The organism is Variovorax sp. GW821-FHT09D04 (assembly GCF_059416405.1).
The window spans coordinates 730043-743604 of sequence record NZ_JBWKPA010000002.1 but is presented as its reverse complement, the minus strand read 5'-3'; the positions used below and the strand labels follow the sequence as shown (position 1 = coordinate 743604).

General features: G+C 68.0%; 15 protein-coding genes and 1 pseudogene. 3 read left to right on the top strand and 13 right to left on the bottom strand.

The genetic code is table 11. The features are described 5' to 3' along the window. Positions 1-13: 13 nt before the first annotated feature. Complete coding sequence (locus tag AC07O4_RS09715; protein ID WP_495304387.1) at positions 14-1843, bottom strand: ABC transporter permease; 1830 nt, start codon at positions 1841-1843, stop codon at positions 14-16. Beyond that, the gene (locus tag AC07O4_RS09710) at positions 1844-3034 is read right to left on the bottom strand and encodes an ABC transporter substrate-binding protein (RefSeq protein WP_307582521.1); all 1191 of its coding nucleotides are present in this window, start codon (positions 3032-3034) and stop codon (positions 1844-1846) included. A gap of 162 nt (positions 3035-3196) precedes the next feature. On the opposite strand from AC07O4_RS09710, the gene AC07O4_RS09705 reads away from it, so the two are divergent. Further along, entirely contained in the window at positions 3197-3838 is a 642-nt protein-coding gene (locus AC07O4_RS09705) for a GDSL-type esterase/lipase family protein (protein WP_495304386.1), read from the top strand. On the opposite strand, the gene AC07O4_RS09700 is transcribed toward AC07O4_RS09705, so the two are convergent. Further along, a complete protein-coding gene (locus tag AC07O4_RS09700) occupies positions 3816-4274 on the bottom strand; it encodes a hypothetical protein (RefSeq protein ID WP_095948440.1) in 459 nt (152 codons plus the stop codon). The two genes, AC07O4_RS09705 and AC07O4_RS09700, sit on opposite strands and share 23 nt — an antisense overlap. A 96-nt stretch (positions 4275-4370) precedes the next feature. Between AC07O4_RS09700 and AC07O4_RS09695 the strand changes: the two genes are divergently transcribed. Beyond that, on the top strand, positions 4371-4748 hold the full coding sequence (locus AC07O4_RS09695; RefSeq protein ID WP_095948439.1) for a MerR family transcriptional regulator: 378 nt from the start codon (positions 4371-4373) through the stop codon (positions 4746-4748). A 54-nt stretch (positions 4749-4802) separates the two neighbouring features. Here the strand turns inward: AC07O4_RS09695 and AC07O4_RS09690 are convergent, their stop codons facing one another. From AC07O4_RS09690 to AC07O4_RS09670, 5 genes and pseudogenes are all read right to left on the bottom strand, one after another. Continuing rightward, positions 4803-5399 carry an SMI1/KNR4 family protein gene (locus AC07O4_RS09690; RefSeq protein WP_492743015.1) on the bottom strand — a complete coding sequence of 199 codons (597 nt, stop codon included), beginning with the start codon at positions 5397-5399 and terminating at the stop codon, positions 4803-4805. Positions 5400-5474: 75 nt separating this feature from the next. Further along, positions 5475-5987 (bottom strand): annotated as a pseudogene (locus AC07O4_RS09685) (class IV adenylate cyclase); the annotation flags it as partial. A 300-nt stretch (positions 5988-6287) separates the two neighbouring features. Then, entirely contained in the window at positions 6288-6644 is a 357-nt protein-coding gene (locus AC07O4_RS09680) for a hypothetical protein (protein ID WP_307582518.1), read from the bottom strand. After that, entirely contained in the window at positions 6641-7240 is a 600-nt protein-coding gene (locus AC07O4_RS09675) for a cob(I)yrinic acid a,c-diamide adenosyltransferase (RefSeq protein WP_062473752.1), read from the bottom strand. Before AC07O4_RS09675 ends, AC07O4_RS09680 begins: the two co-directional genes overlap by 4 nt. 14 nt (positions 7241-7254) lie before the next feature. Continuing rightward, positions 7255-7755, bottom strand: a complete 501-nt coding sequence (locus AC07O4_RS09670) for a DinB family protein (protein ID WP_095948436.1) — start codon at positions 7753-7755, stop codon at positions 7255-7257. 76 nt (positions 7756-7831) lie between these two features. Between AC07O4_RS09670 and AC07O4_RS09665 the strand changes: the two genes are divergently transcribed. After that, entirely contained in the window at positions 7832-9256 is a 1425-nt protein-coding gene (locus AC07O4_RS09665) for an FAD-binding oxidoreductase (protein ID WP_495304385.1), read from the top strand. 87 nt (positions 9257-9343) lie between these two features. Here AC07O4_RS09665 and AC07O4_RS09660 read toward each other — a convergent pair whose 3' ends face one another. From AC07O4_RS09660 to AC07O4_RS09640, 5 genes are all read right to left on the bottom strand, one after another. Continuing rightward, positions 9344-10243 carry a CsgG/HfaB family protein gene (locus tag AC07O4_RS09660; RefSeq protein ID WP_495304384.1) on the bottom strand — a complete coding sequence of 300 codons (900 nt, stop codon included), beginning with the start codon at positions 10241-10243 and terminating at the stop codon, positions 9344-9346. A 131-nt stretch (positions 10244-10374) separates the two neighbouring features. Further along, entirely contained in the window at positions 10375-11328 is a 954-nt protein-coding gene (locus tag AC07O4_RS09655) for a ParB/RepB/Spo0J family partition protein (RefSeq protein WP_062473760.1), read from the bottom strand. Then, on the bottom strand, positions 11328-11873 hold the full coding sequence (locus AC07O4_RS09650) for an RBBP9/YdeN family alpha/beta hydrolase (RefSeq protein ID WP_492742990.1): 546 nt from the start codon (positions 11871-11873) through the stop codon (positions 11328-11330). The genes AC07O4_RS09655 and AC07O4_RS09650 overlap by 1 nt, the downstream gene beginning before the upstream one ends. 48 nt (positions 11874-11921) lie before the next feature. Then, a complete protein-coding gene (locus AC07O4_RS09645; protein ID WP_062473764.1) occupies positions 11922-12842 on the bottom strand; it encodes a ParA family protein in 921 nt (306 codons plus the stop codon). Positions 12843-12871: 29 nt separating this feature from the next. Beyond that, positions 12872-13486 (bottom strand): LysE family transporter, encoded by a 615-nt coding sequence (locus AC07O4_RS09640; protein ID WP_095743039.1) that lies wholly within the window; start codon positions 13484-13486, stop codon positions 12872-12874. Positions 13487-13562 lie beyond the last annotated feature (76 nt).

Here is a 13562-nt window from a genome sequence, read left to right as displayed (position 1 = left end):
AGATGGGGTTCTTTCAGACGGTGCCGAGCAGGCCTTGGGGACGGAAGCGGATGAGAAGCAGGAGCGCAACGCCGTAGATCAACATGCGGTACTCGGCCGTCACGCGGAACAGCTCCGGCAGGCTCACGAGCGCGACCGCACCCAGCAGTGCGCCGCTGATGTTCCCGAGTCCGCCGAGGATCACCATCGTGAGCGCGAGGATCGAGATCTGCGAGCCGAAGGTCTCGTGGTTGATGTACGAGTACATGTGCGCGGTGAAGGCGCCGCTCACGCCCGCCGCGAAGCCGCCGAAGCCGAAGGCCAGCGCCTTGTAGCGGTCGGGGCTCACGCCGTAGGCGCGCGCAGCGACCTCGTCTTCGCGCACGGCGCGGAAGGTGCGGCCCAGGTGCGAACGCAGCAGGCGCCACTGCAGCAGAGCCAGCAGCACCAGCGCACCGAACGAGGCCCAGTAGATCGCCTCGTTCGACGACGCATCGCGCCCGAACAGCGACAGCGGCGGAATGCCCGACACGCCGATGGGCCCGCGCGTGAGGCTTTCCCAGTTGAGGATGGTGAGCGCCACGATCTCGCCGATGCCCAGCGTGGCGATCGACACGTAGTGCCCGCGCAGCCGGAAGGCCGGGAAGATCAGCGCCGTGCCGATCAGCGAGGTGAGCACGCCCGCGGCCACGATGCCCGTGCCCACGGGCAGGTGCAGGTCGAGCACCAGCAGCGACGAGGCATACGCACCGATGGCCAGCAGCCCCGCATGGCCCAGCGAGATCTGGCCGATGGTGCCGGCCACCAGCGTGAGGCTCAGTGCGAGCGCACCGTAGAGCCACGCGTTGGTGAGCGTCTGCAGCACATAGGGCGACGGATCGAACAGCGGCAGCAGCACGGCCGCGGCGAACAGCGCGAGCAGCAGGCGCGGCGGCACGCGCCACGGCTTGCTCGGTGCGATGAAGGTGCCGGTGAGCGGCTCGGGCGGCAGCGCGCGCTGGCGGCCGAACAAGCCATTGGGCTTCCACACCAGGATGACCAGCAGCAGCGCGAAGGCAAACAGGTTGCGGTACGGCGTGCCGAGAATGGCCACGCCGTAGCTTTCGATGAGCCCCAGCAGCAGGCTGCCGACGATGGCGCCGGGCACGTTGCCCACGCCGCCGACCACGGTGGCCACCACGCCCTTGAGCGTGGCCTGGAAGCTCATCGCCGGGCTGATGTTGTTGTAGTACATGCCCACCAGCAGGCCCGAGAGCCCGCCCAGTGCGGCCGCGATGGCGAACACGGTCTGGTTCACGCGGTTCACGTCCACGCCCATCTGCTGTGCGGCGTCGCGGTCCTGCGCGGTGGCGCGCACGGCCCAGCCCAGCTTCGTGAAACGCAGGAAGCCGAACAGCACGGCCGCGCTGGTGATGCCGATGCCTGCGATCAGCAGGTCGAGCGCGCCGATGGTGCCGGTGCCGATCTGCAGGCGCCAGTCGGGCAGCTGCGTGGGCAGCGCGCGCGGGTCGGGGCTGAACACCAGCTGCACGAGGATGTCGAGCACGAAGCTGATGCCGATGGTGGCCAGCAGTGGCGCGATGCGCGCGGCGCCCTGCAGTGGCCGCAGCCCCACGCGCTCGATGAGCATGCCCAGCGCCCCCGAGCCGATCACCACCAGCGCGATGGTGATGGGCAGTGGCGTGTGCAGGTAGGTGATGCTCGCCCAGCCGATGTACGCGCCCACGGTGTAGACCGAGCCGTGCGCGAAGTTGATGAGGTGCGAGACGCCGAAGATCAGCGCGAGCCCGACCGCCAGCAACGCATAGATGTTGCCGATGATCAGGCCGTTGACCGTGTGGTCGAAGAAGGAGGTGAAGCTCATCTACTTGGCCGATGCCAGCGCCGCCGCCTTCTCGTCGATCTGCGCCCACTTGCCGTCCTTCACCACCAGGTTGACGCTCTTCACGCCGATCACGCGGCGCGTCTGCGCATCGAAGGTGGCCTTGCCGAAGATGACGCTGGGCACGTCCTTGATCTTGTAGAACGCATCGCGCACGGCCTTGCGGTCGGCCTTGGGGCCGGCTTCGCGCAGCGCGGCGGCCGCATACACCACGGCGTCGTAGGCATAGGCGTTGAAGGCGTCGGGTTCCTTGCTGTACTTGGCGCGGAAGCTCTTCACGAAGGCCTGCACTTCGGTGCGCGGCTCCTCGGGAAAGAAGGCGGTGTTGGTGTGGATGCCGTTCACGGCCGCGCCGCCGAGCTCGATGAACTTGGGCGAGTAGACCGAGCCCACCGCGGCGATGGGCTGCTTCAGGCCCACGCTGCGCACCTGGCCGGCGATGAGCGCGCCGTCGGGGTAGTACGAGATGAGCACCACGCCATCGGGGTTGGCGTCGCGCACGCGCACCAGAGTCGAACGGAAATCTTTCTCGTCGGGCTGGTAGCCCTCGGCAATGGCGAGCTGCGCGCCGCGCTCCTGCGCGGCCTTCACGAGCACGTCCTTGCTGGTGCGGCCCCAGTCGGTGTTCAGGAACAGCACGGCGATGCGCTTGAAGCCCAGCGTCTTCACGGCGAGGTCGGCCAGCAGCGGCTGCGCGTCGGCCTGGCTGATCGAGGGGCTCCAGATGTAGTCGCCGCCCTTGGTGAAGTCGGGGTGCGAGTTGGTGAAGCCCAGCTGCACGAGGCCCGCGCGCTGGTAGATGGGCGAGGCGGCCATCGAGGCGGGGCTGGAGAAGTCGCCCAGCTCGATGAGCACGCGCTTGTCGTTCACGAGCTTCTGCGCAATGGCGACGGACTGGCGCGGGTCGCTCTGGCTGTCCTCGAAGTTGTAGGCCAGCGGACGGCCATGGATGCCGCCCTGCGCGTTGATGTGCTCGAGCGCGAGGTCGAAGCCGGCCTTCCACTGCGCGCCGTACTGCGCGTTCTGTCCGGTGAGCGGACCGCTCACGCCGAACCACACGGGCTCGCCGCTGGCAGGCGCGGCCCAGGCCGCGAGCGGCGCGGTGAGCAAGGCGGCGGACAGTGCGACCGCATGGCGCAGGAAACGATGGCGGGTGAACAGCGGCGGCAGCATGGCGTCGGACCTCGGTGGCAGTGAAGGGATGTGCAGGGCCGCGATTCTTCGCCGCTGTCCCGTCGCCGGGAAGGAACGAAAACGGAGAGGCTTATGCGCTTTCCGAGCAAGCGAAGGGGCAAGCGCCAACGGCCGCGCGGCCTCGTTTAAGCTGCGCGCCACATGAAGCGACGCCACCTCCTCCAGATGCTCGCCGGCGTGCCGGCCTCCGCCCTGCTGCTCTCCGCATGCGGCAAACGAAAGGCCTCAGCCAACGCGTTGAAGCCCGATGCCCGCGTGCTGGCGCTGGGCGACAGCCTGACCTTCGGCTACGGCGCATCGCCCGAGACGGCGTGGCCCGCGAAGCTGGGCGAGCTCACGGGCTGGCAGGTCGAGAACGCGGGCGTCAACGGCGACACCTCGGCAGGTGCGCTGGAACGCCTGCCCGCGCTGCTGTCCGCCGGCAGCTACGACGCGATCCTGATCGGCATCGGCGGCAACGACATGCTGCGCGGCGTGTCGCCCGCCAGCACGCGCGAGAACCTTGCCGCACTGATCGAGCAGGCGCGCGCGCACACCTCGCACGTGGCGGTGCTGGCCACGCCGGCGCCCGATGCGATGCGCGCGGTGGTCGGCTCGCTCAGCGATGCGCCGTTCTACGAAGAGGTCGCGAAGTCGGGGCAGGCGCTGCTGGTCGCCGGTGTGTATTCGGGCGTGCTGTCGGATGCGGCCCTGCGCTCGGACCGCATCCATGCGAACGCTAAGGGCTACGCCAAGGTGGCGGAGCAATTGGCCGAGCAGCTCAAGGCTGCGGGCTGGCGCTGAGGTTTGTTGCGCTGTTGGAGCGCATCGGTGCGCCTGCTGTGGCACTGCGCACCGGCAGGCTCTCGAGCACGCCGAACAGCAGTTCCATCGCGGTGAAGCCGAGGATGATCAGGCTGGCGCCCTGCGTCACGGCGTAAACCTGCCAGGTCGCGAACAGGAAGCGCGCCACGGCGTCGTAGCGGCCATAGCGCAGGCGCGGATCGCGGATGCGCAGCACGGCCCAGACGGTGACCACCGAGCCGAGCAGGTTGGCCATCAGCATGTGCACAGGGTCGAAGGCCGGAAAGCTGCCCGGCAGCTGCAGCGTCTGGATGGTCCACAGCAGCAAGGTGTGCACGGCGGCAAAGGTCCACGGCGTGGCGAAGCCGATGGTCACCACGAGGTCGTACCAGGCGCTGGCGCGGACGATGCGTTGGTAGGTGGGAAGCGCGATCATGAAGAAGAGCCCTGCAGGGAGTGAAGAAGCCCCGGAAGCTAAAGCCTCGGGTACGCTCCAGGGTCAAGCACATTCTTCGGCGAAGGAACCACGACCATGCAGATCGGCCAGCTGGCTTCGGCGACGGGCTTGAGCCGCGACACGCTGCGCTTCTACGAAGAGCGCGGCCTGATCCGCGCGCAACGCGGCAGCAACGGCTACCGGGTCTATGCGAAGGAAACCGTGCAGATGGTGGGCTACATCCGCACCGCGCAGAAGCTCGGCTTCAGCCTCCACGAGATCGGCGACAACCTGCCCGCGGTGTGGGAGTCGGCCGCGCCCGACCAGGCGATTGCGGCGCTGTTGGCCGACAAGGTCTCGGTCATCGACCAGAAGATCGCCGAGCTGAACGCGCTGCGGCAAGACCTGCTGGCGCGCGTGCCCGCGGGCTGTCCGATGGCTCAGGCGGCCTGCGCGCGCAACAGGTCGACGTAGGCGCCCTGCACCAGTTGGCTTTCGGCTTGCTCGGCGCAGCGTGCCTCCAGTCGTTCAGGCACCACGCTGTGAAGCAAAGAGAATCTTGATGGCGTCCAGGAAATGAGACATCTCGGGCTCCTTCGTGTTGAGGCTTCGTCCGCCATCGTCTTCGAGTCTGACCGTTGAGTTGCCCGATTCCAATTGGTCCACCAGCCACTCCAGAAAGGCCGCAACAGAACTCGCGACGACGAACTTCTCGTCTTCGTCTCGCCCGAAGTTGATGACTTGCCCGATCGTTCCACGTGGTCCCGGGTCCAGATCAACTCCGAGGTAGTTGCCACCGTGGTCGTACGCGAACGGAATCCAGTACGCGTTCGCGTAGATCTCCTTGACGGTGCCCGCCGATGCCGACTTCGAGAACATGCTTGCTCCCTCCATGACCTCAGGCGAGGTCTCGTCGGCGATCTTCTTCCAGTCGATCCAGTGGCCCTTCGACTGCGCCATCGACAAGAACGACAAGCCATAGAACGGCCCGGTGTTGGCAGTCCCTGCCTGCCCGTCGTGTGCTCTGTACAAGTCTTTCAGCGACGCGGGAAAGCTCCTGCCGACTTCGCGCTCGAACTCAGCGATGGCCGCCTCTGTGCATCCTGGTGCCAGGTCTGCGTGCACCTCCTGGAGGTTGATCTCGAGCCATTTCTCGAGACGCTCCCTCGCAGTTGCTCCCGCCTTGGAAGGCGCGGCCTGCGCGCGCAACAGGTCGACGTAGGCGCCCTGCACCAGTTGGTCTTCAGCGACGCCGAGCCGGGCCATGAGCGCATGGGCTTCGGCCACGCCGGCGTCGGCGGGCTCGCCGTCTTGCAGCACCACTTCGAGTTCGAGGAATTCACCGAGGCCTTCGACGCGGTCGAGGTGCACGCGCGTGCGGCCCACGAGGAACAGGCGGCGCTGCTTGCGCACGCGGCCGGCCTGGCCCCAGGCGAGCGTGAGCGATTCGCGCAGCGCGTCGGGCGTGGCGGTGGGCGTGATCAGGTAGAACGATTCCTTCGGGCCGGTGCTGTCGGCGCGACGGTAGAAGATGAGTTCGGCGCGGTCGGGCGCGAAGGTGCGTAGCTTGAGGCGGTCGGCGCTGTGCTCGCAGCGGAAGAAGGTGTCGTCTTGCGCGATCTCGATGGGGCCCTGGTCGGCGAGCGTTGCGACGATTTCTGCGATGCGGTCGACGCTGTCGATGTGGGCCTTGATCTCTATGTTTCTTGCCATGTCTTCTCGTTTTCTTGAGGCTGGATTCGGGGCGCGTGCACAGGCCACCGGGTACTTCCCTCCGCGAATGTCCCCCGGCCTGCGGCCTCCTCCTTGATTTCGCTGCGGGAAGCACCCAGTGTCCTGCGCACGGGAAGCGGCGCTGGTGTGCGGCCGATCAACGACCGCACTGCCCAGCGCTCACGCCGATGCGGTGCCTTGCGCAGCGAAATCAAGGAGGAGGCCGCAGGCCGGGGGACATTCGCGGAGCAAGGTACCGCGTCGGCGGGAGCGTCGCCCTGAGCGAACAACAGCAAAGACTCAGGGCGCGTTGCCCTGCGGCCCCACAGGCGGCGGTGCCGCGCGCCCACTCGAGCCCGGTGCCAGCTTGCGTCCGAAGGACTCGCCCACGTTGCGAACGGGCCGGCTGGCTTTTTCCGACACGTTGCTCACACCGCGCCGCGTGGCCGCATCGGCGCGGTTGACGCCGCGGCCGGCGGCGTTGGTGCCGCGTTGCACGCTGCCCACCACCTTGCCGCTGCGCGAGGGCGACTTGATCGTGTGGGCGCGTTCGGCCTGGGGCGGGTTGTCGGCGCTCTGCGCCTGCGCAGTGACGGGCAGCCAGAGCGCGGCAGCGATGGCGGCGAGCGATGCGGTGGTGATGTGAAGCTTCTTCATGGCGTCGTCCCCTGGGAGTGGTCTTCGGATTCGGCGGCGGCCGCGCGGGCCATGCGTTCGCTCTTCCAGTACACGTCGTCGCCGCCGTTCATGCGGTTGAGCACGCGTGCGAGCACGAAGAGCAGGTCGCTGAGCCGGTTGAGGTACTGGCGCGGCGCATCGTTGAGTTCGGTGGTGGCACCCAGCGACACCACCGCGCGCTCGGCACGCCGCGCCACGGTGCGGCACACGTGCGCGAGCGAGGCGGCGCGCGTGCCGGCGGGCAGGATGAATTCGGCCAGGCGCGGCAAGGCGGCGTTGTGGTCGGCCAGCGCGTTGTCGATCTGCAGCAGCGCCTCGGGCTTGAGCAGCGTGAAACCGGGCATCGAGAGTTCGCCGCCGAGGTTGAAGAGCTGGTGCTGCACATCGACCAGCAGCTCGCGCACGGGCTCTGGCAGCGGTTCGCACAGCAGCACGCCGATGTGCGAGTTGAGTTCGTCCACATCGCCCATCGCGTGCACGCGCAGGTGGTCCTTGGGCACGCGGGTGTTGTCGCCCAGGCCGGTGGTGCCGTCGTCGCCGGTGCGGGTGGCGATCTGGGAAAGTCGGTTGCCCATGGGCGCTCCTCGGTTCAGGTCGAAAGGCCGGCGGCGTCGATCTTGCCGGCCAGCCATTGCAGTCCGGCCAGATGCTGATGGTCGTGGCTGCACAGGTAGTGGATGAGGCTGCGCATCGTGAGCGGGCCGTAGCCCTCGAACACGGCCGTGCGCGCGAGCTGCGCGTCGCTCAGCTGCGAGATGATTTCCATCGTCTGCACGCGCGCCTGGCGGAACTCGGCGAGCACCGCTGCAGGGTCGGCCGCGCCGTAATGGCGCTCGATGGCCAGCGGCTCGCTGTCGATCGATGCGAGCGTCGGATGGGTTTCGGCGAGCGTGCGGCGAAAGCGCACGTGGTAGCCCTCGATCTCGATGTCGCGCACATGGCACAGCTGCTCGATGGCGGTGAAGGCTTCGCTGGGCACGCCCTCCCATGAAGGCGGCGCCCAATGCCGGAAGGCTTTGGGAATGGCCGCGTAGTGAGCTTCGAGCTGCGAGGGAAAGGCCGCGAGGGCTGCAAGGGTCGTGGGGTTCATGTCTTTTACCGAAGCGCATTATGGTGCGCGCTCCGTAAAATGGCCGATCCCCCTCAGCCCCTCCAGGAGACGCCCGATGAACGCCCCGACTTCCACCTCGCACCTGATGCCGGCGTTTCATCTGCGCGACGTTCCCGCGGCCCTGATCGACGGGCTGAAGGCGCGCTTCGGCGACAACTGTTCCACGGCGATGGCGGTGCGCACGCAGCACGGGCGCGACGAGTCGTCGTTCGACGCACCGCCACCCGCGGCCGTGGTGTTCGCCGAAAGCACGCAGGATGTTGCCGATGCCGTGAAGCTCGCCAGCGAGCACAGCGTGCCGGTCATTCCCTTCGGCGTGGGTTCTTCGCTCGAAGGCCACCTGCTCGCGGTGCAAGGTGGCATCAGCATCGACGTGTCGCGCATGAACCAGGTGCTGTCGATCAACGCCGACGACCTCACGGTGACGGTGCAGCCGGGCGTCACGCGCAAGCAGCTCAACGAAGAGATCAAGAGCACGGGCCTGTTCTTTCCCATCGACCCGGGCGCGGACGCCTCCATCGGCGGCATGACGGCCACGCGCGCCAGCGGCACGAACGCGGTGCGCTACGGCACGATGCGCGAGAACGTGCTGGCGCTCGAAGTGGTCACGGCCAGCGGCGACATCATCCGCACCGGCACGCGCGCGAAGAAGTCGTCGGCCGGCTATGACCTCACGCGCCTCATGGTGGGCAGCGAAGGCACGCTGGGCGTGGTCACCGAGGTCACGCTGCGCATCTACCCGCTGCCCGAGGCGGTGTCGGCGGCGATCTGCTCGTTCCCGAGCATCGAGGCCGCGGTGCGCACCACCATCGAGACGATCCAGCTGGGCGTGCCGATCGCGCGCGTGGAGCTCATCGACGTGAACACGGTGCGCATGGTGAACGCCTACGCCAAGCTCAACCTGCGCGAAGAGCCGATGCTGCTGATGGAATTCCACGGCTCGCCCGCCGGCGTGAAGGAGCAGGCCGAGACGGTGCAGGAACTCGCGAGCGGCCACGGCGGCAACGCCTTCGAATGGGCCAGCACGCCGGAAGAACGCACGCGCCTGTGGACCGCGCGGCACAACAGCTACTTCGCGGCCGTGCAGTCGCGCCCGGGCTGCCGCGTGATCTCGACCGACACCTGCGTGCCGATCTCGCGCCTGGCCGACTGCCTGCTCGACTCGGTGGCCGAAGCCGATGCCAGCGGCATCCCCTACTTCCTCGTCGGCCACGTGGGCGACGGCAACTTCCACTTCGGCTACCTGCTCGATCCGAACATCCCCGAAGAGCGCGTGAAGGCCGAAGAGCTGAACCACGCGCTGGTGAGCCGCGCGCTGGCGCTCGAAGGCACCTGCACCGGTGAGCACGGCGTGGGCCTGCACAAGATGGACTTCCTGGTGACCGAAGCGGGCGTGGGCGCGATCGACATGATGCGCACGATCAAGCGCGCGCTCGATCCGAAGAACATCATGAACCCGGGCAAGATCTTCAGCCTCTGATCCCTCGCGATCACGCATCAATGAAAAAGCCCGGCGGCTCGCAAGAGCGCCGGGCTTTTTCGTGGCCCGAAGGCCCGCGTTTTGTTCTTACCTGCGGCGACGTGCCGGTGCCGGCTCCGGCGGTACGTAGGTCTGCGAAGGCGCGGCGCCACCGTCGACGCCCAAGCGGCCACCGCCACCCAGGCCCTGGCCGCGCACCGTCTGCGCCTTGTAGTTGCGCAGCGAACGGACCATCTGGTTGAAGGCGTCCATGAAGGCTGCCGCAATCACCTTGCCCTGCGCCGTGTTGGTGTAGCCGCCGAGGCCACCGGCACCGCTGCGGCCGGCCAGGCCGCCGAAGGCGCCGAAGTCGGTCTTGGAGGCGCTGCCCTCGGCTGCTGCGACCTGCACGCCCGAGCGGTTGTCGATGAGCGTCAGCAGCGCGCTGGCTTCCTTGGTCTGCAGGCTGCCGCCGACGGCCGCGATGGCGCGGCCACGGCCACCACCCACGAGGCCGCCGAGCGCGCCGCCGATGCCGCCGGCATCGCTGTTGCTGAACACGATCTCGGGCGACAGGCCGTAGTCGGAGGCCACCATCTGGCCGCGGCCGAAGTTGCTGCCGCCGCGCATCTCGCCCGACTGCTGCAGCGCGCGTTCACGCGTCATCGCGTTCATGCCGGCCGCGCCGCGCTCGACCACGATGAAGCAGTTCGACTGCTGCACCAGCAAACGCAACAGATTTGCAGTAGGCGGCAGGCGGTACTCGCCCGTGAGGATGGTGTACCAGCCGGCGTTGACGTTCTCGACCAGCGACACCGTCCCGAGCGGCGATTCGCAGCGCTCGAGCTGGCTGCTCTCGCCCGAGGTGGCACCGCCGGCGGCGCTGCCCGTGGCCATGGTCTTGGCCGACTGGCTGCCCATCTGCATGTCGGTGGTGGCGCAGCCCGTGAGCAGCAGTGCGCCGACGGCGATTGCGGCGAGCGGGAACTTGGTGGCGAAGAACGGCATGGTCGACTCCCTCGTTTCGATGGTGGTGGTCTTGCAGGGCTGAAAGAAAAACCGCGATCGAGGATACGCGCAAAGGATTGCAGGAATCAATCAAACGAACGCTGGGGTCCGTCTTCGCAACACAAGCGGAACTAGGCCGTTCGGCGGATGCGCTCGATGAGTCCGTTGAGCGCCTCGATGGAGCCGAAGTGGATCGCCAGCTCGCCGCTTTCGCCGCGCTTCGTGCGCTTCTTGATGCGCACCTCGACCTCGGCCGTGAGCAGGTCGGCCAGCTCTTCTTCCACGCGCTGCAGGTCGCGCGATTTCTCGCCGGCATTGCCGCGCCGCGAGGGCGTGAGCGTGAACTCGGCTGCGAGCTTCTTCACCAGCGCCTCGGCCTCGCGCACCGACATCTTCTTGGCGGCGATCTGGTTGGCGGCGGTGATCTGCGTGCCGCGGTCGAGCGACAGCAGCGCGCGCGCATGGCCCATGTCGATGTCGCCGGCCATCAGCATCAGCTGCGCGGGCTCGGCCAGGTTCAGCAGGCGCAGCAGATTGCTGGCGGCACTGCGCGAACGGCCGACGGCCTGGGCCGCCATTTCGTGAGTGAGCCCAAACTCGGTCACCAGGCGTTGCAGGCCTTGGGCCTCTTCCAGCGGATTGAGGTCTTCGCGCTGGATGTTCTCGATGAGCGACATGGCCGCTGCGGCCTCGTTGGGCACGTCGCGCACCAGCACCGGCACGGTGTCCAGGCCGGCGAGCCGGGCGGCACGGAAGCGCCGCTCGCCCGCGATGATTTCGTACTCGGCGTTCTTGGCCGCGGCCGATTCGGCGTCGAGCCGGCGCACCAGGATCGGCTGCATGATGCCCTGCACCTTGATGCTCTCGGCCAGCTCGTACAGCGCGCCCTCGTCCATGCGGGTGCGCGGCTGGTAGACGCCGGCCACCATCTGGTCGAGCTTCAGGGTGTTGGGGTTCTGCGGGGCGCCGCCCTCTTCCGTGGCGCGGTCACCGCCATTGCCGAGCGGATCGGCGGAGGGTGCGGCCGTCGGGCCGAGCAGCGCTTCGAGGCCGCGGCCCAGGCCCTTGGGTTTCTTGGTCGCCATCAGTGCGTGTCTTTCGAGAGGTCGTTCAGGAGTTTCCGGCCTTCGGGCCAGTCGCCCAGGCCGGATTCGGCGTTCAGGTGGCCACCGGTGCCGGCATCGATGAAGCGTGCGCCCCAGTCGCGGGCCAGCTGCTTGGAGCGTGAGGCTTCGCAGTACGGGTCGTCGTTGGCGGCGATGAGCACGGCCGGAAACGGCAGCGGCTGGCGCACGATGGGCGCCCAGCCGGGAATCAATTGGCGCAGGTCGTCGCGCTCCAGGTCGCCGGGCGCCACCAGCAGCGCGCCGCGCACCTTGTGCGTGTTGCGCGAATGGGCCGCCCAGGCGGCGGTGAGGATGCAGCCGAGGCTGTGGGCAGCCAGCACCACGGCGCCCGGCGCGGCCAGCACTTCTTCTTCGAGGCGGATCGACCAGTCGCCGCGCAGCGGGCGCATCCACTCGTGCTGGTCGACGCGGCGGTCGCCGTAGACCGACTCCCAGCGGGTCTGCCAATGGCCGGGGCCGCTGTTCTGCCATCCGGGCAGCAGCAGGATGCGGGGTTCACTCATGGCTGGTTGCTACGAACTTGATAGCGCCTGCCGCCCATCGGGCGAGCATCAGACGGGGTTTTGGTCGGTGTCGGCGACGGAAGCGGAAGGCGCGGCGGCCAGCACATCGTCGGGAATCGGCAGGTCGGGCACCACGCGCGGCGGGGGCGTGACCGGCGGTGCCACCGCGCCCGAGGCGAAGGCGCTCGCGGGCGGCATCTTGGCGACCAGCTCTTCGGCGAAGGCGATGAAGGCCTGGCTGCCGCGGGCGGACGGGTCGAACACCACGCCCGGCAGGCCGTAGCTCGGCGCTTCGGCCAGGCGCACATTGCGCGGGATCACGGTGTCGAACACCTTGTCGCCGAAGTGGGACTTGAGCTGCTCGCTCACCTGCTGCTGCAGCGTGATGCGCGGATCGAACATCACGCGCAGCAGGCCGATGATCTGCAGGTTCTTGTTGAGGTTGGCGTGCACCTGCTTGATGGTGTTGACCAGGTCCGTGAGCCCTTCGAGCGCGAAGTACTCGCACTGCATCGGCACGATCACGCCGTGGGCCGCGCACAGGCCGTTGAGCGTCAGCAGGCTCAGGCTCGGCGGGCAGTCGATCAACACGAAGTCGTACTCGGCGCCGACCGCCGCCAGCGCGGTGCGCAGGCGTTTTTCGCGGCGGTCGAGTGCCACCATTTCGACTTCGGCGCCGGCCAGCTCACGGTTGGCGCCCAGCACGTCGTAGCTGGCCTCGGCCTCCACGAGTTTGTCGGACTTCACCCGCGCCTCGGCCACCGAGGCCGACTCGAGCAGCACGTCGTACACCGTGAGCTCCAGCTGGCGCTTGTCGATGCCCGAACCCATGGTGGCGTTGCCCTGGGGATCGAGGTCGATCATCAGCACGCGCTGGCCCACCTTGGCCAGGCCGGCGGCGAGATTGACAGTGGTGGTGGTCTTGCCGACGCCGCCCTTCTGGTTGGCGATGCAGAAAATCTTGGCCATGTGTCGTCAGTGCGGGTCGTCGGGGTCGGTCAGCGCGAGATCGCGAGCTTGATGCCGAAGGCAATCAGGAAGGTGCCGGCCAGCTTTTCGAGCGTGGCCGAGATGCGGGGATTGGCGCGGATGCGCTCGGCCAGGAAGTGCGTGAGCAGCGTCGAGGTCAGGCCGTACAGGAAGGTCAGCGCGGCGATGGTCACGGCCATGGCGCCGAAGGTGATGACACCCTGGTGGCGCGCCGGATCGACGAACAGCGGGAAGAAGGCCATGTAGAACACGATCGCCTTGGGGTTCAGCAAGGTGATCGTCAGCGCCTGGCGCAGGAAATGGCTCGGGCGGATGTTCAGGATCGGCGCCGCGCCGGGCTTGGCCAGGAGCATCTTGAGACCGAGCCACGCCAGGTAGGCGGCGCCCAGCCACTGCACCGCCTTGAAGGCCGCCGGGTAAGCGGCCAGCACGGCCGACACGCCCGCCACCGCCGCCCACATCAGGACCTGGTCTCCCAGGATCACGCCGAAGGTCGCTGCCAGGCCGCCACGAATGCCGCCTTTGCTGGTCGAAGTGATCAGCGCCAGATTGCCCGGGCCGGGAATCAGAAGGAACAGGACGATGGCGGCGACGAATGCGCCGTAGTCAGCGATGCCGAACATGGGATGTGCCTCGAAAAAGAGAGCCAGGGGGAGGCTTCGAGTCTAAGGCAGGCCAGCGCCGGGAAGATTGCTCCGG